13 protein-coding genes are annotated in these 15,861 nt (G+C 70.7%); 10 read left to right on the top strand and 3 right to left on the bottom strand.

The features are described 5' to 3' along the window. The first annotated feature begins 93 nt into the window (after positions 1 to 93). Entirely contained in the window at positions 94 to 2,895 is a 2,802-nt protein-coding gene (locus AB0J53_RS02495) for an AAA family ATPase (RefSeq protein ID WP_364168025.1), read from the top strand. Here AB0J53_RS02495 and AB0J53_RS02490 read toward each other — a convergent pair. Beyond that, complete coding sequence (locus AB0J53_RS02490) at positions 2,885 to 3,196, bottom strand: UBP-type zinc finger domain-containing protein (RefSeq protein WP_219499282.1); 312 nt, start codon at positions 3,194 to 3,196, stop codon at positions 2,885 to 2,887. The two genes, AB0J53_RS02495 and AB0J53_RS02490, sit on opposite strands and share 11 nt — an antisense overlap. 241 nt (positions 3,197 to 3,437) lie before the next feature. Here AB0J53_RS02490 and AB0J53_RS02485 point away from each other — a divergent pair, with 241 nt between their 5' ends. From AB0J53_RS02485 to AB0J53_RS02475, 3 genes are read left to right on the top strand one after another with little or no spacing between them, the layout of a single operon-like run. Next, on the top strand, positions 3,438 to 4,484 hold the full coding sequence (locus AB0J53_RS02485; protein WP_364168023.1) for a ferritin-like protein: 1,047 nt from the start codon (positions 3,438 to 3,440) through the stop codon (positions 4,482 to 4,484). A gap of 52 nt (positions 4,485 to 4,536) precedes the next feature. Continuing rightward, a complete protein-coding gene (locus tag AB0J53_RS02480; protein ID WP_364168021.1) occupies positions 4,537 to 6,210 on the top strand; it encodes a sodium:solute symporter family protein in 1,674 nt (557 codons plus the stop codon). A gap of 22 nt (positions 6,211 to 6,232) precedes the next feature. Next, entirely contained in the window at positions 6,233 to 6,493 is a 261-nt protein-coding gene (locus AB0J53_RS02475; protein ID WP_364168019.1) for a hypothetical protein, read from the top strand. Between the two features lie 90 nt (positions 6,494 to 6,583). Here the strand turns inward: AB0J53_RS02475 and AB0J53_RS02470 are convergent, their stop codons facing one another. After that, positions 6,584 to 7,210: a helix-turn-helix domain-containing protein gene (locus tag AB0J53_RS02470; protein WP_364168018.1), complete on the bottom strand. Its 627-nt coding sequence runs from the start codon at positions 7,208 to 7,210 to the stop codon at positions 6,584 to 6,586. 90 nt (positions 7,211 to 7,300) lie between these two features. Between AB0J53_RS02470 and AB0J53_RS02465 the strand changes: the two genes are divergently transcribed. From AB0J53_RS02465 to AB0J53_RS02440, 6 genes are all read left to right on the top strand, one after another. Continuing rightward, positions 7,301 to 8,035 (top strand): SDR family NAD(P)-dependent oxidoreductase, encoded by a 735-nt coding sequence (locus tag AB0J53_RS02465; protein WP_364168016.1) that lies wholly within the window; start codon positions 7,301 to 7,303, stop codon positions 8,033 to 8,035. A 150-nt stretch (positions 8,036 to 8,185) separates the two neighbouring features. Continuing rightward, a complete protein-coding gene (locus AB0J53_RS02460; RefSeq protein ID WP_364168014.1) occupies positions 8,186 to 8,935 on the top strand; it encodes an SDR family oxidoreductase in 750 nt (249 codons plus the stop codon). 72 nt (positions 8,936 to 9,007) lie between these two features. After that, a complete protein-coding gene (locus tag AB0J53_RS02455) occupies positions 9,008 to 9,229 on the top strand; it encodes a hypothetical protein (protein ID WP_219499300.1) in 222 nt (73 codons plus the stop codon). Next, positions 9,174 to 10,934 (top strand): ferritin-like domain-containing protein, encoded by a 1,761-nt coding sequence (locus tag AB0J53_RS02450; RefSeq protein ID WP_364168012.1) that lies wholly within the window; start codon positions 9,174 to 9,176, stop codon positions 10,932 to 10,934. The genes AB0J53_RS02455 and AB0J53_RS02450 overlap by 56 nt, the downstream gene beginning before the upstream one ends. After that, complete coding sequence (locus AB0J53_RS02445) at positions 10,931 to 11,893, top strand: alpha/beta hydrolase (protein ID WP_364168010.1); 963 nt, start codon at positions 10,931 to 10,933, stop codon at positions 11,891 to 11,893. Before AB0J53_RS02450 ends, AB0J53_RS02445 begins: the two co-directional genes overlap by 4 nt. Continuing rightward, the gene (locus tag AB0J53_RS02440; protein WP_364168008.1) at positions 11,890 to 12,612 is read left to right on the top strand and encodes an alpha/beta hydrolase; all 723 of its coding nucleotides are present in this window, start codon (positions 11,890 to 11,892) and stop codon (positions 12,610 to 12,612) included. The genes AB0J53_RS02445 and AB0J53_RS02440 overlap by 4 nt, the downstream gene beginning before the upstream one ends. Before the next feature lie 121 nt (positions 12,613 to 12,733). Here the strand turns inward: AB0J53_RS02440 and AB0J53_RS02435 are convergent, their stop codons facing one another. Beyond that, on the bottom strand, positions 12,734 to 15,508 hold the full coding sequence (locus AB0J53_RS02435) for an AAA family ATPase (RefSeq protein ID WP_364168006.1): 2,775 nt from the start codon (positions 15,506 to 15,508) through the stop codon (positions 12,734 to 12,736). Between the last annotated feature and the right edge of the window lie 353 nt (positions 15,509 to 15,861).

The following is a 15,861-nucleotide window of genomic DNA, read 5'->3' as shown; positions in this document are numbered from 1 at the left end:
GGGTGGCCGTCGTCGGCTCTGACCTGGCAGCGAGCCTCACCGTCGACGACCCGCCGCGGCATCCGCCATTGACGTCACCGAACAGAGGGCAACGTGAACGCACGTGAATCGAAGATCGGCGCCTCGGCCGAGTACGGACGGTACCGGCTGCGCGGGCGGCAGTCCGAGGTCGCCGCCCTGCGTACCCATCTGGCCGCGCTGACCCGCGGCCGGGGCACGACGACCCTCATCCAGGGCAGTCCTGGCATCGGCAAGACCCGCATGCTCACCGAGGCGCGGCAGATGGCCGAGGAGGCGGGGCTGCGCGTCATCCACGGCGGCGGCGACCCGGACGGGCAGACCATCCCCTTCGGCGCCCTGCTCGGCGCACTGCACTCCGGCTCCGACCAGATCATCCCGGCCGGCACGGCCCAGGCGGCTCCGGGGACGTACTGGTTCCTGCAGGAGCTTCTCGAGCACCTGGAGCGCGCCGCTCTGGCCGCGCCGCTGGTGATCGTCATCGACGACCTGCAGTGGTGCGACGAGGGCACCCTGCTGGCCCTGCGCACCCTGCCGCGTCGGCTGTCCCTGCATCCCATCGCCTGGATCCTCGCCGCGCGGACCGGGCCGCTCAGCCCCGACGTCCGCGCCACGATCTTCGCACTGGCCCAACCCGGAGGGCAGCAGCTCACGCTCGCCCCCTTGGGTGGCAAGGCGGTCGCCGCGATGACCGGCGACCTGCTCGCGGCCACTCCCGACGGCGCCATTCTGCAGCTCGCGCAGCGGGCCGAGGGACGCCCGCTGCTGCTCACCGAGCTGATCAACGGCATGCTCGACGAGGGAGGGGTCACTGTCGCCGACGGTGTCGCCCGGCTGACCCGGCAGCGCGTGCCGCTGCGGTTCCACGCCTCGGTTCAGCACCGCCTGGAGCAGGTCTCCCCGCTGGCCAGGAAGGCCGCGCAGATCGCCTCGGTCCTGGGCAGGACCGTCTCCATCGACCAGCTCGCCGAACTCATCGGAGAATCCGCCGTCACGCTGCTGGAATCGCTGGAGGAACTGCTGTCGGCGGATCTTCTGGTCGAACGCGACAGCGCGCTGGTCTTCAGCCACGATCTGATCCGTGAGTCGATCCAGGCGGCCCTGCCCGCGACCCTGCGCAAGGCGCTCCGCCGCCAGGCCGTCGACCTGCGGCTCGCTCAGGGCGTCCCGGTCGCGCGGATCGCCGCCGACCTGGCCGAGACCGCCGAGCCCGGCGACCGCGCCGCCATCACGCTGCTCCGCCAGGCCGCCCGCGACCTGGCGGACGTCGCACCGTCGGCCGCCGTGCAGATGAGCCGCCGCGCGATCGAGCTGTCCGCCCTGGACCCCTTGGGGGAGGCGGGCCTCATCGCCGAGGCTCTGCCGCTGTTCTCCCAGACGGGCCACGCGGGCGAAGCCGTCGCACTGGCCGAGAGCGCGCTGCTCCGGCCGCTGCCCGTCGAGGTCGAGGCGGGCATCAGGCTGGGCCTGGCGATCGAGGCCAACCGGCGTTCCTTCAGCGAGGCCGTACGACACAGCCGCGCCGGAGTGGCCCTGCCGGGGCTGCCGCCCCGCATCCGTGCCCAGTTGATGGCCATGCTGGCCTTCAACCTCGCCTTCATCGACGCAGATGAGACCGCCGAGGCGGAAGACCTGATCCCGGCCGCGCTGGCCACCGCGGATCAGGCGGCCGACCAGGCGTCGCGGGCCACGCTGCTGGGCGTGGGCTCGATCATCGCCAACCGCCGGCTCGCCGCCCGCCGTGCGGTCGACCTCATCGACCAGGCGGTCGCCGCGGCGGGCGACGTCAGCTCCGGAGGGCTGTGGCTGCCCGGCGTCTGGAGAGCTCTGCTGCTCACCACGCTGGGGCGGGTGGAGGAAGCGCTTGCCCAGGCGGATGACGGCGTACGCCGGGCACAGCATCACGGACAGGCCGGCATGCTGAGGATGCTCGGTATGGCCCGCTGCCGGATCTACCTGGACGCGGGCCGGCTCAGCGACGCGCGCGCCGAAGCCGAGGCCGTCCTGACCATGTCCGACGAATTCGGCCGGGGCAATTTCGACGACGTCTCGACCCGCTACGTGCTGGGCCGCGTAGCCCTGCACACCGGCGACCCGCAGGACCTGGCACGCGCCCGGGAGTTCGCCGCGTCCATCATGGAGACCGAGGCCGGACATGTACGGCGGTCGGGAGCGTGGCTCGCCGCGCAGATCGCCGCAGACGAGGGCGACCTCGCCCTGGCCATGGACCTGACCGGCGAGGCCGTGGCTTCCTACCATCGCCCGACCTCGTCGCTGGCTTCCCCGCCCGACCCGGCCGACGAGCCCGTCCTCGTCAGGATGGCGCTGAGGGCCGGTGACCATGCCCGCGCGTCCCTGGTCACCGAGTTCGCCGAGACCCGCCACCGCGAGAACCCCGGCGTTCCGATCTACGAGGCCACGGCCGTGCACGCCCGCGCCCTTGTGGACGGCGACGCCGGTCTGCTGGCCCGCGCCATAGAGCTGTACCACGACATCCCCCGGCCGCTCGTGCTGGCGGGAGCTCTGGAGGACACGGGCACGGTCGTCGAGCTGGACGCGGCCCTGCGCCTCTACGAGCAGGCCGAGGCGGAACACGACGCCTCCCGCGTGCGTGACCGCCTCAGGGGCCTGGGGCAGCGACGGTCACGCGACGCCCCCAGCAGGCCCACCGCGGGCTGGGACAGCCTCACCGCCTCCGAACTGCAGATCGTCAGGCTGGTCGCGGGCGGCGCCACCAACAAGCAGGTCGCCGACCAGCTCTACCTGTCGCCGCACACCGTCAGCACCCACCTGTGGCACGCCTTCGCCAAACTCGGGATCAGCTCACGGGTCGAACTCACCCGGCTGGTCCTCGAACACGACTCCGTCACGCGATGATCCGGCGGCTCCGCCGTACCGACCTGAGATAGCGCCGGTCGGCGTAGCACCAGCCCCACCGGTCGCCCGGCTCCAGCGAGGCGGTCGCCGGGTGAGTGGTCTCGGCCCAGTGCGCGGCGGCGTGCCGACCGGGAGAGGTGTCACAGCAGCCGACGTAGCCGCAGGTCAGGCACTCGCGCAGTTCCACCCAGCGGCCGCCTGACTTCTGGCAGTCCTCGCAGCCGTCGACGTGACCGGCGGGGACGGGCGGCTGTGTTCCGCGCACATGGAGGCAAGGGGCATCGAGGTACGTGATGTTCATGTCGTCGAATGTCCTCTCGCCGCAGCGCCGTACACATCGCACGAAGGCGTGAGTGTCTGACCGCCAGCGGACGGTGCGAGGGAACTTCTCCGGGGTTGTCACAACCCCTGAAGGCTGTTTTGTCCTAGCTGGCGATCGGGTGGCAAACGGGTCGCCCGGCAGTCAGAAAGGGGTTCGTGGTGACGGGCAACGAACCGAGGCCGCGCGCGAGCCGCCGCGCCCGCCGCAGGAGCACCGGGGCATGACGCCGATGACGCACGAGAATCCGCAGGAAGCGACGCCGCGGATCGGCACGCTCGACAGCCTGCGCGAGCACCTTCAGTGGGCGATCGAGCTGGAGCACGCGACGCTGCCGCCGTACCTGACCGCGCTCTACTCGCTGGATCCCGAGCGCAACCCTGAGGCGGCCCAGGTGGTGGGCAGCGTCTTCGTCGAGGAGATGCTGCACCTGGCGCTGGCCGCGAACCTGCTCAACGCCGTCGGCGGACGACCGCTGCTGGACACGCCGGAGATGCTCACGCCGTACCCGCGAAGGCTGCCGCACGGTGACCCTTCCTTCGAGGTGTCGCTGGTCGCGTTCGGGGCCGAAGCGCTGGAGATGTTTCTGCGTCTCGAACGGCCCGCTCCGCCGGGCGCGCCGCCGGAGGGCGACCGCTACGCGACGATCGGGCAGTTCTACGCGGCGATCGAGCAGGGACTCAGGTACCTGTGCGACCAACTCGGCGAGGAGGCCGTCTTCAGCGGCGATCCGGCCCGCCAGATCAGCGGCGCCCACTTCCGGCACACCGGCGGATCACTGTTCGCGGTCGAGGATCTCGAGTCCGCCCTGGGCGCGCTGAAGGAGATCGTCGAGCAGGGCGAAGGTGCGGCCGGCGGCTCGATCTGGGACGGCGAGCACGACGTCTTCCACCCGGAGCGCGATGAGGTCGCCCACTACTACCGCTTCCAGGAGCTGAAACTCGGTCGCCGCTACCGGCGAGGCGACACCTCGGAGTCAGGGCCCACCGGAGAGAAGATCTCCGTGGACCTGGCGGGGGTGCGCCCGATGAGCCGCAATCCGCGACCCGCCGCGCCGGGAAGTGCGACCCGAACCGCGCAGGAGGAGTTCAACCGCACCTATCGCGATCTCCTGCAACTGCTGGAGCAGGCATTCAACGGGAGCCCGAAGCAGCTCGCGGACGCCACCAGCACCATGTTCACGCTCAAGAGGCAGGCGCAGGCACTGATGGAGATGCCCGGCGGGGCCGGACCCACTTTCGAGTACACAGACGACAGGGGCACACGATGAGCAGGCACCTCCTCGACGCCGTGTGCGTCGCGCATCTGCCGGAGGAGTCCCGGTGGACGACCCGCTGAGGATCGGCGCCGGGATCGTCGACTACCTGCTGATCTTCGTCTACTTCGCCGTGGTCCTGCTGATCGGAGTGGCGGCCCGCCGGAGGGTCTCCAGCAGTCTCGACTTCCTCCTGTCCGGGCGGTCGCTGCCCGCCTGGATCACCGGGCTGGCGTTCATCTCAGCCAACCTCGGCGCTGTCGAAATCATCGGCATGTCGGCCAACGGGGCTGAATACGGCATGCCGACCATGCACTACTACTGGATCGGCGCCATCCCGGCCATGCTCTTCCTGGGCGTCGTCATGATGCCCTTCTACTACGGGTCCAAGGTGCGCAGCGTCCCCGAGTTCATGCGCCGCCGCTTCGGGCCCGGCGCGCACCTGGTGAACGCGATCAGCTTCGCCCTGGCCCAGATCCTCATCGCGGGGATCAACCTGTTCCTCCTGGCCACCGTCGTGAACGGCCTGCTCGGCTGGCCGCTGTGGGTAGCCCTGCTCCTGGCCGCCGCGATCGTCCTCAGCTACATCACCCTCGGCGGCCTGTCCGCGGCCATCTACAACGAGGTCCTGCAGTTCTTCGTCATCGTTGCCGCGCTGCTGCCGCTCACCCTCATCGGGCTGCACCGCGTCGGAGGCGTGGACGGGCTGATCGACAAGGTGCGGACATCCGTCGGCGGCGGTGCGGAACAGCTCAACTCGTGGCCGGGCAACGAACTGGCCGGGTTCGGCAACTCGGTCCTGTCCGTCGTCGGCATCGTCTTCGGCCTCGGCTTCGTGCTCTCCTTCGGCTACTGGACGACCAACTTCGTCGAGGTCCAGCGCGCGATGGCCACCAAATCGATGTCCGCGGCACGCAGTACGCCGATCATCGCGTCGTTCCCGAAGATGTTCATCCCCTTCATCGTCGTGATCCCCGGGATGATCGCCGGAGTCCTGGTGCCCGAGGTGATGCGGCTCAAGGCGGGCGACCAGGCCGCCGGGATCACCTACAACGACTCGATCCTGCTGCTCATCCGCGACGTGCTCCCCACAGGGCTGCTCGGCATCGCCCTGACGGGTCTGCTCGCCGCGTTCATGGCCGGCATGGCGGCCAACATCTCCGCCTTCAACACCGTCTTCAGCTACGACCTGTGGCAGCAGTACGTGAAGAAGGGCCGCTCCGACGGTTACTACCTGAAAGTCGGCCGGTGGGCCACGGTCGGTGCGACGGGCCTGGCCATCGGCACCGCCTTCATCGCCGCCGGCTACGGCAACCTGATGACCTATCTCCAGACGCTGTTCGGCTTCTTCAACGCTCCGCTGTTCGCCACCTTCATCCTGGGCATCTTCTGGAAGCGGATGACCGCGACCGCCGGCTGGGTGGGGCTGGTGTCCGGGACGCTGGGCGCGGTGACCGTTTGGTTGCTCAACGAGGTGGGCGTCTTCTCCCTGCCCGGTCAGGGGGCGGCGTTCGTGGCCGCGGGCGCGGCCTTCGTCGTCGACATCACCGTCAGCGTCCTGGTCAGCCTGATGACCTCGCCCAAGCCGGCGAGCGAGCTCGGAGGGCTCGTCCTGTCGGAGACGCCCAGGCAACAGCGCACCGATCCGGCGGCGAGCCGGTTGCCCTGGTACCGCGCGCCGGTGAAGCTCGCGGGCATCTCCCTCGTGCTCGTCACCGCGCTCAACGTGATCTTCAGATGACCGTCCTGAAAGGAACCGGCACATGACAGACGAACGGGCCGCCACCGGCGGCGAACATGCTGGACCGCGCAGGGTCGGGGCCTTCGACGTGCGCGTGTTCATCGCGGGTTTGATCGGGTTCTACGGCATCGTGCTGATCATCATGGGTCTCGTCGTGGACTCGGCGTCGGATCGAGCCAAGACCGGTGACGTGAACGCCAATCTGTGGGCCGGCATCGGCATGGTGGTCATCGCCGTGGCCTTCGCGGTGTCTGTACGCCTGCGACCTGTGGTCATCGAGTGACCTGGTGTGACTCCGGACGTTCCACCGGGCAAGGACGCCTACGACGCCGACCTTGAAGGACCGGACCGGGTTACTCCGAAGGTGTGACGATCACCCGGGGCGGGGGCCGTCCAGAGGCAGGTGGCCGGGCGGAGGGTACGGCAGCGCCTGCCCCGCCCGGCTGCTGATGCCGTCGAAGGCCAGTTCGAGATATCGGCGCCAGGCCTGCGGCTCGGCGGCGAGCAGCGGCTCCGCGGTGTGCTTGATGCCGCTGAGCAGGAGTATGACGTCGACGCCGGTGAGGTCCGGGCGCACGGCGCCCTGCTCCCGGGCGCGGGCGGTGAGCGTTTCCGCGGCTTCGCAGAGGCGGTCGATCGCCTCACGTACCTGCGGGAGCTGTATGGACGGCCGCCCGACGACCTCACAGAAGGCGCGGTCCCTGACGAAGATCTGCACGCTCTCGGTCATGAATTCGCGCAGCGCGCCGCCGGCATCGTCAGCTGTGAGCAACGTGGTGGCGGTGTCCACCAACTCGTCCAGCATGCCGAGCATGATCGCCGCGAGCAGTTCCTCCTTGGAGGAGAAGTGCCGGAAGACGGTGCCCTTTCCCAGCCCGGCGCACTGCGCGATCTCCGCGATGGACACCCCGACCCCACGCTCGGCGAACGTCCTGGCTCCGGCCTCCAGCAGCAGCCGGCGGTTGCGCACCGCGTCGCTGCGTGGCGTCGTCCCGGTCATGCGGCCAGTCTAGCCAAAGTGACCGCATGGTCCGTTTCGGCGTTAGAGTAAAGGTGACCGCACGGTCCGTTTGCTGCCGAAAGGAAGAACATGAACCTGCTGGACGGGAAGGTCGCCCTCATCACCGGAGCGTCGTCGGGCATCGGGGAAGCCACCGCGCTCGCCCTCTCCACAGAGGGGGCACTCGTCGCGGCCGGAGCCCGGCGCGTCGACCGGCTGGAGTCCCTGGCCCGCAAGGCGCCCGGCGAGATGCTGACCCTCGACCTGGACGTGACCGACCAGAGCTCGGTACGAGCCGCGGTGGCGGCGACCGTCGGGCGCTTCGGCGCCCTGGACATCCTGGTGAACAACGCCGGGCTGATGCTCGCCGGCCCTCTCCTGGGCGCCGACGTCTCGGAATGGACGCGCATGGTCGACACCAACCTGCTGGGGTCGATGTACACGGTCCACGCGGCGCTGCCGTACCTGCTGGAGAAAAAGGGGACGGTCGTCCAGGTCTCCTCGACCTCGGGCCGGATCGCGTCCGCGGGCAACGGCGTCTACTCCGCGACGAAGTTCGGCATCACCGCCTTCGCCGAGTCGCTGCGGCAGGAGGTCACCGCCCAGGGCGTGCGCGTCGTGGTCGTCGAACCCGGATTCGTGGCCACCGAGTTGTCCGGGCACATCTCCGACCCCGCGATGCGGGCGGCCGCCCAGGAGATGGCCTCCTCCATGCGCACGCTGCGGCCGGGCGACATCGCCGAGGCCGTCGTGTACGCGATCACCCAGCCCGCGCACGTCGCGGTCAACGAGATCCTCATCCGGCCCACCGACCAGATCCGTTGAGCGCCGTGGTGGACGCCCGCCCCCTGCGCTCCGGGCCGACGTTCCGTCGCGATCAGAATTTTTCGCGGTGTTCGTCACGACTGCGGGGGGCTGGCCGGTCTTAGCTGCGACCGGGACGGACAGCGCCCGGCGGACAGAGAGGGCAACACCATGAAGGTGGTCGTCATCGGCGGAACCGGCCTGATCGGGTCGAAGGTCGTCACCAAGCTGGGCGAGCACGGCCACGAAGCGGTGGCTGCGGCCCCGAACACCGGCGTCAACACGCTGACCGGCGAAGGGCTGCCCCAGGCGCTGGCGGGCGCGGACGTGGTGGTGGACGTGTCCAACTCCCCCTCCTTCGAACGCGCCGCCGTACTCGACTTCTTCGAGACCTCGACCCGCAACCTGCTGGCCGCCGAAGCCGCGGCGGGCGTGGGGCACCATGTCGCGCTCTCGGTGGTCGGAACCGAACGGCTGCCGGAGAACGCCTATTTCGCCGCGAAGATCGCTCAAGAGCAGTTGATCGAGAAGTCGGGCATCCCCTATTCCCTCGTCCACGCCACGCAGTTCTACGAGTTCATCCGCAGCATCGCCGACACCTCCACCGTCGACGGCGAGGTGCACATCGCGCCCGTGCGCTTCCAGCCCGTCGCCGGCGAGGAGGTCGCCCAGGCCGTCGGCCGTACGGCGGTCGGCAGCCCGCTGAACGGCAGGACCGAGATCGCCGGGCCTGAGCAGTACTGGATGGACGAGTTCTTCCGCAAAGCCCTCTCCGCCTGGGGCGACGCCCGCCCGGTCGTCTCCGACCCCCAGGCCCGCTACTTCGGCAGCGTGCCCGGCGAGCGCACCCTGGTGCCCGCCGGCGGCGCCACGTTCGGCCAGATCAGCTACCGCGCCTGGCTTGACGGAAGCACGAAGTAGCCTCCCTCGCCGGACGGCGTCGGCCGACGCCGTCCGGCGAGGTCCATCCACTCAACGAACGCGGGAGCCATCATGAGCAGTGAGCCGAACTTTCTGCACGAGCTCAAGGTCGTGATCGAGGCCGAAGTGGTCATGATCGAGGAGAGCCGTCCGGAGGAAGCCGCCGCCACGCCGGTCACCGACTGGCTGTTCGACCCGCTGGAGGCCCAGCGCGAGCAGATCGGCCTGCGGGGTCTCCATGACGCCGTCGAAGCGCTGGAACACGACGTCCGGCCGGGCGACCATGCCGACTGAGGCGCGGATCCGCACGCTCGAAAGCCTCCGTGAGCATCTCCAGTGGGCGATCGAGCTGGAGCACGCGACGCTGCCGCCCTACCTGTGCGCGCTGTACTCCCTGGATCCCGAGAAGAACCCCGAAGCGGTTCGGGTCGTGGGCAGCGTCTTCGCCGAAGAGATGCTGCACCTGGCGCTGGCGGCGAACCTGCTCAACGCCGTCGGCGGAAGCCCCCGCCTCGACACGCCGCGGATGCTCCCGCCGCATCCCCGGCCCCTCCCTCACGGCGACCCCTCGCTGAGGCTGGCGCTCCTCCCGTTCGGCGACGAGGCGCTCGACATGTTCATGCGCGTCGAACGGCCCGCGCCGCCAGGCGCGCCGGTGGAGGCCGACGGCTATGAGACGATCGGGCAGTTCTACGGCGCGATCGAACAGGGGCTGCGGGACCTGTGCGACCGGCTCGGGGAGCGCGACGTCTTCTGCGGCGACCCGGCCCGCCAGGTCGGCGCCGCCCACTTCAGGCACACGGCCGGGCGTCTGGCCGTGGTCGACGGCCTGGAGTCGGCGCTGGCCGCGCTGGCGGAGATCGTCGAGCAGGGCGAGGGCGCCTCGGCGGGTGAGGTGTGGGACGGCGACCCGGACGTCTTCCACCCCGACCGGGACGAGGTGGCGCACTACTACCGCTTCCAGGAGCTCAAACTCGGCCGGCGCTACCAGCGGGGTGACACGCCGAGGACGGGCCCCACCGGCGAGCCGATCCAGGTGGACCCGGCAGGCATCCTGCCGATGAGGCCCAACCCGCGGCCCGCCGCCCCCGGCACCGAGGCCCGCGCCGCCCAGGACGAGTTCAACACCACCTACTGCGCCATGCTGCACCAGCTGGAGCAGGCCTTCAACGGCAGCCCGAAGTTGCTCAAGGTCGCCACCGGCACCATGTACAGCCTCAAGGCCCAAGCCCAGGACCTGATGAGGATGCCGGGCGCGGACGGCCCCACCTTCGAGTACACGGCGCCCGTTCCCGGTGGTCGGCAGCGGATCGTCGTCCTGCGCGACGGCCCGTATGTCGTATACGGCGGCGTACCGCTCCGGCGCAAACGCAAAATCGTCTCCTCGGAGAACGACGCGGTGACCTGGCAGACCGGCGAGCCTCTGGAAACCGAGGAGACCTACGCGCTGTGCCGCTGCGGTCATTCGGGTGCCAAGCCGTTCTGCGACGGGACCCACGCCGTGATCGGGTTCGACGGCACCGAGAACGCCCCCATGCGGCCGTACCGGGAGCTGCAGCACGTCCACGACGGGGTGGGGATCTCGGCGCAGCGGGTGGGGGAACTGTGCATCCACACCGGCTTCTGTCTCGGCCGTACCCGGCCGATCGCCTCGATGCTCGCCGACACCGGCGACAGTGACGTGCGCGCCACCGTCATGGGCCGCATCGACCACTGCGCCTCCGGCTCCTACAGCTATGCCCTCGAACGCGGCGGCGAGACGGTCGAGGCCGACCTCCCGCGGGCCATCGCGGTCCTGGAAGAGGAGGACGGCCTGGCCAGCGCGCTGTGGGTCACCGGAGGACTGCCGGTCGTGCGCTCGGACGGCCGGCCGCTGGAGGTCCGCAACCGGGTGACGCTGTGTCGCTGCGGCCACTCCGCCAACAAACCGCTGTGTGACAGCACTCACCGGGAGATCGGCTTCCGGGAGACCGACCGCGAACAAGGAGAGACATCATGAGTGAACACATCCTGGAACCGGCCGCACGGGATCTGGCGGAGGCGACCTCGAAGCCGCCGTTCCTGTACGAACTGGGGGTCGAGGGTGCCCGCAAGGTGCTGGACGACCTGCAGGCGGCCCCGATCGACAAGCCGGACGTGGACGAGAAGTGGATCGTCGTGCCGGCCGAGGCGGGGGACGTGCGGGTCAAGATCGTCAAGCCCGCCGGGTCGTCCGGAGTGCTGCCCGTCGTGCTGTACGTGCACGGCGGCGGATGGGTGCTGGGCAACGCGGGCACCCATGACCGGCTCGTGCGAGAACTGGCCGTGGGGGCGGGCGCGGCGGTGGTCTTCGTGGAGTACGACCGTTCACCGGAGGCGCGATACCCGGTGGCGATCGAGCAGGCGTACGCGACCGCGCAGTGGATCATCAGGGACGGCGAGGCGGAGGGCCTGGACGCCTCCCGGCTCGCGGTGGCCGGCGATTCGGTCGGCGGGAACATGGCGGCGGCGCTGACCATCCTGGCCAAGCGGCGCGGTGACGTGCGGTTCGTGCACCAGTCGCTGTACTACCCGGTGACCGACGCGGGCCAGGACACCGGCAGCTACCGGGAGTTCGCCGACGGGCCGTACCTGACGGCCAAGGCCATGGCCTGGTTCTGGGACGCCTACACCACCGACCCCGCCCAGCGCGCCGAGATCACCGCCTCACCGCTGCGTGCCACCGCCGAGGAGCTCAAGGGGCTGCCGCCCGCGTTCCTCATCGTGGACGAGAACGACGTGCTGCGCGACGAAGGCGAGGCCTACGCACGCAAGCTGACCGAGGCGGGAGTGTCCACCACCAGCGTCCGCTACAACGGCACCCTGCACGACTTCATGATGCTCAACCCCGTGCGGCCGACCGCCGCGGCCGGCGCTGCCGTCGCCCAGGCCGCCGACGTCCTCAAGACCGTCCTGAACCACGGAAAGGCGGAGTCGTGACCAGCAAGGAAGAACCGGTCGTCGTCCTGGTCCACGGCGCGTTCGCCGAGTCCGCCAGCTGGAACGGCGTGATCAAGCTCCTGAACGGCCGTGGCCGGCGGGCCGTGGCCGTGGCGAACCCGCTGCGCAGCGTCGAGGGCGACGCCGCGTACCTGCGTGACGTGATCGCCGGCCTCGGCAGCCCGGTCGTCCTGGTCGGCCACTCCTACGGCGGCATGGTGATCAGCCAGGCAGCGGCGGACAACCCCGCCGTGCGCGCGCTGGTCTACGTCGCCGCCTTCGCCCCCGACTCCGGCGAGAGCGCGTTGCTGCTTTCGGCCAAGTTCGAGGGCAGCACCCTGGGCAGCGCGCTGGAGGCATATCCGGTCTCCTCCGGAGGCAACGAGTTGCGCATCGCGGAGGAGAAGTTCCACGGGCAGTTCTGCGCCGACCTCGATGCCGACGAAGCCGCGCTCATGGGGGCGACCCAGCGGCCGGTGACCGAGCGGGCTCTGACCGACGGGCTGACCGGCCGGCCCGCATGGCGCTCCCTGCCGTCCTGGTTCGTGTACGGCGAGCGCGATCTCAACATCCCGGCCGAGACGGTCCGGTTCATGGCGGACCGGGCCGGCTCGCGGGGGACCAGGCCGGTGCCCGGCGCCTCGCACGCGCTTGCGGTGTCCCAGCCCGACGCCGTCTGCGCTGTCATCCTCGACGCCGTCGGCCACGTGAACGGCTGACGGCGCCGATCCGGCCGGCGACCTCCGTCGCCGGCCGGATCATGCTCTCACGAACCGGTCAAAGTGGCCCAGGGCGACCAGGGGAAGTGGCCGAAGCAGCCGCCCCGCGCCAGAAGGCCGGTCAGGCCGTCGCCGTCGTCCCTTCAGGCGGAGTCCCCCGCAGTTGCTTGCGGGAGGCGATGCCGAGCTTGGCGAAGACCTTGCGCAGGTGCCACTCGACGGTGTGCGGGCTGATGAACAACTGGGCACTGATCTCGGCGTTCGTCAGCCCCTGACCGGCCAGCCGCGCGATCTGCGTTTCCTGGGCGGTGAGCGCGACCTCGGACGTCGCCCTGTCCGGGCGCCTGCGGATCGTCTCGCCGGTGGCCTGCAGCTCACGGCGGGCGCGTTCGGCGAACGCCGTGGCACCCATCTGGCCGAGCATCTTGTGGGCGAGGCTCAACTGCTCGCGGGCGTCGACGCGGCGATTCTCCCGGCGCAGCCACTCGCCGTAGAGCAGCCGGGTGCGGGCGAGCGCGATCCGGACGCCGGCGCGGTCGAGCCGCACGATCGCCTCACCGTAGAGATCGTCGGTTTCCGATCCGACGCCCGCCAGGGCGCGCATGCTCGCCGAGGTGCCCAGGGCCCAGTCGGTGCCGCTGGCCCGCGCCATCTCATCGAGCCGGCCGGCGACTTCGGCCGCGCGGGCCTGCTGCCCGCTCCGGGCGGCGGCTTCGACCAATTCGATCATGGACCAGGTGGACAGGCCGAGTTCCTTGGGATGCTCGGCGCCGCGCGAGGCGGCGACGAAGGCCTCCTCGTAGCGGCCGAGGCCGTTGCAGAGCACCGAAGTGGCCCACTGGGTGGCGGTGGCCACCTTTCCTTCGCCCGCCAGTGCCACGTCCCGCGTGATCGCCTGGATCGCCTCACGAGTCTCGGCCTCTCCGCCCCGCCACGGCGCGACCACCAGGGCTCCGTACTGGGCGAAGAAGCTGCTGCCCAACACCTCGCCGATCGTGGTCGCCTCGGCGACCAGCGCGTCGGCGGCGGTGAGTTCGCCGGCCAGCACGCGGGCCGACAGGTGGAGCAGGAGAGCCGACGGCAGCGCCGACAGGGCCCCCGACTCCCTGACGATCTCGACCAGCTTCGCCGAGAGCGTCAGGTAGCTGTCGAAGTCCCAGATGTTGTGCGCCATGCGGGCGGCGAGCGGGAGCCAGCCCAGGCCCTCTTGCGTGGAGAGTTCCGCGGTGCGGAAGGCGGCCATGGCCTGACGCAGCATCGGCATGCCTGCCGGGTACCCGTCGATGGTCGCCACCGCCAGGCCGTTCAGCAGCAGGTCGTTGCGCTCAGGCGGCGGCCCGGGCGGGGCGGCGAGGGTGGCCCTGGCCACGTCCGCCATCTGCGCGCCGTCCGCCAGCCGGCCGGCGGTGAGAGCCGCGTACAGCGCGTCACGGTAGGTTTCGCGGGCCGCCCCGGCGTCCAGTGGCTCCAGGCGCCTGGCCGCGTCGAGCAGCAGGGGCAGGGCGGCGCTGGCGCTCCTGGAGGTGAAGACGATCTGACCGCGAAGCAGGCTGGATCGGGCGAGCAGGCGTTCGTCGAGAGGGCTGAGCTCGGCCGCGTCGAGCAGTTCGAGCGCCGCGTCGTATCCGCCGGCCTGATACTTCGCCTGGGCCGCCGCCAGAGCCCTGGCGCCGCGGCGCGCGGCGTCGGGGGTCAGCTCGGCCGCCCGCTCCAGGAACGCGGCCGACGCCGCGACCCCGCCGCGTACCCGCGCTCGCTCGGCGGAACGCTCCAGCTCGGCGGCCACCGTCTCATCGGGGCCGGCCGACGCGTTGGCCAGATGCCAGGCCCGCCGATCGGGATCAGCCCGCGGATCGGTCGCGTCGGCCAGTGCCCGATGCGCCCGCTGTCGTTCGCCCGGGATCGCCACCCGATAGGCCGCCGAACGCACGAGTGGATGACGGAACCGCACCCGGGTCCCGATGGTGATCAGTCCCGCCGCTTCTGCCGGTGACGCGGCGGTCGCGTCGATGCCCAGCAGCTCGGCCGCCCGGCTCAGCAAGCCCAGGTCGCCCACCGGCTCGGCTGCGGCGATGACCAGCAGCCGCTGTGTATGGGGCGGCAGCGACCGTACTCGCCGCAGGAAGCTCTCCTCGATCTGGCTGGTCAGCGGCCGCGCGTCCGGACGGGCGAACCCGCCGGCCAGCTCCGCCGGCGTCAGCCCCCGCGGCAGCTCCACCAGCGCCAACGGGTTGCCCTGCGTCTCAGCGAGGATTCGATCCCGCACTCGATCATCCAGCCGGCCGGGGATCACGGAGTCCAGCAGGGCGCGGGCGTCGCTGTCGCTCAACCGCGCCACGTCGAGCCGGGGGAGCCTCGCCAACTCGGCGTCGAGGCCAGGCGGGCGCACCGCGAGCACCAGCCCGATCGGCTCGGCGAGCAGCCGCCGCGCGACGAAGGCGAGGGTCTGCGCGGAGATCTGATCCAGCCATTGAACGTCGTCGACGAGGCACACCAGCGGTTCCTTCTCGGCCGCGGCGGCGAGCAGGCCGAGCACGGCGAGCCCGACGAGGAAGCGGTCCGGTGGAGAGCCCGTGCTCAGGCCGAACGCCGTCTCGAGCGCGTCACGCTGCGGCTCCGGCAGGCGGCCGAGCTGATCCAGAAGCGGGACACACACCTGGTGCAGCCCGCCGAAGGCCAGCTCCATCTCGGACTCGACACCCGCCGCTCTGACCACCCGGCAGCCGGACGCGCTGTCACGCGCGTACTCCAGCAGCGCCGTCTTGCCGATGCCTGCCTCACCGCGCAGGACCAGCACCGAGCTACGGCCGCCCCGTACGGTGATCATGACCTGGCTCAGCGCGTCGCACTCGATCTGCCGGCCGCGCAGCTGTGTCCTGGGACGCCTGCCGACCATCAGCGTCGCCCCGCCGGCGGCTCGGCATCGACGCCTCCAGGCTCGACCCGGTAGACCGGTGCCAGGCTCCCGCCCTGGGTGATCTCGGCGTGACGACTCGGCATCGCCCGTACCCCCGATCTGCCGGACACGCGGCCGTGACCGGGATCTCTGCTCACCGTTGTCGGGACGAGGGTCGAGGCAGCCAGCGAGACATCACGCGTAGGCGAGCAGCCTATCCGCCTGCTACGGATGACAGCAATGTCCCTGGATGGCAGGACTCGTTCGTGGTCAGCGCCTGCGAAAGGGGCAGCCGCGCGAGTTGTGTCAGATCGCATCCCTTCGACTCGGCCGGGTGCTCGCTGGCTTGTCAC

This window comes from Nonomuraea sp. NPDC049725 (assembly GCF_040674795.1).
GTDB classification, from domain to species: Bacteria; Actinomycetota; Actinomycetes; order Streptosporangiales; family Streptosporangiaceae; genus Nonomuraea; species Nonomuraea ceibae.
This window is presented reverse-complemented; position numbering and strand designations above follow the sequence as displayed.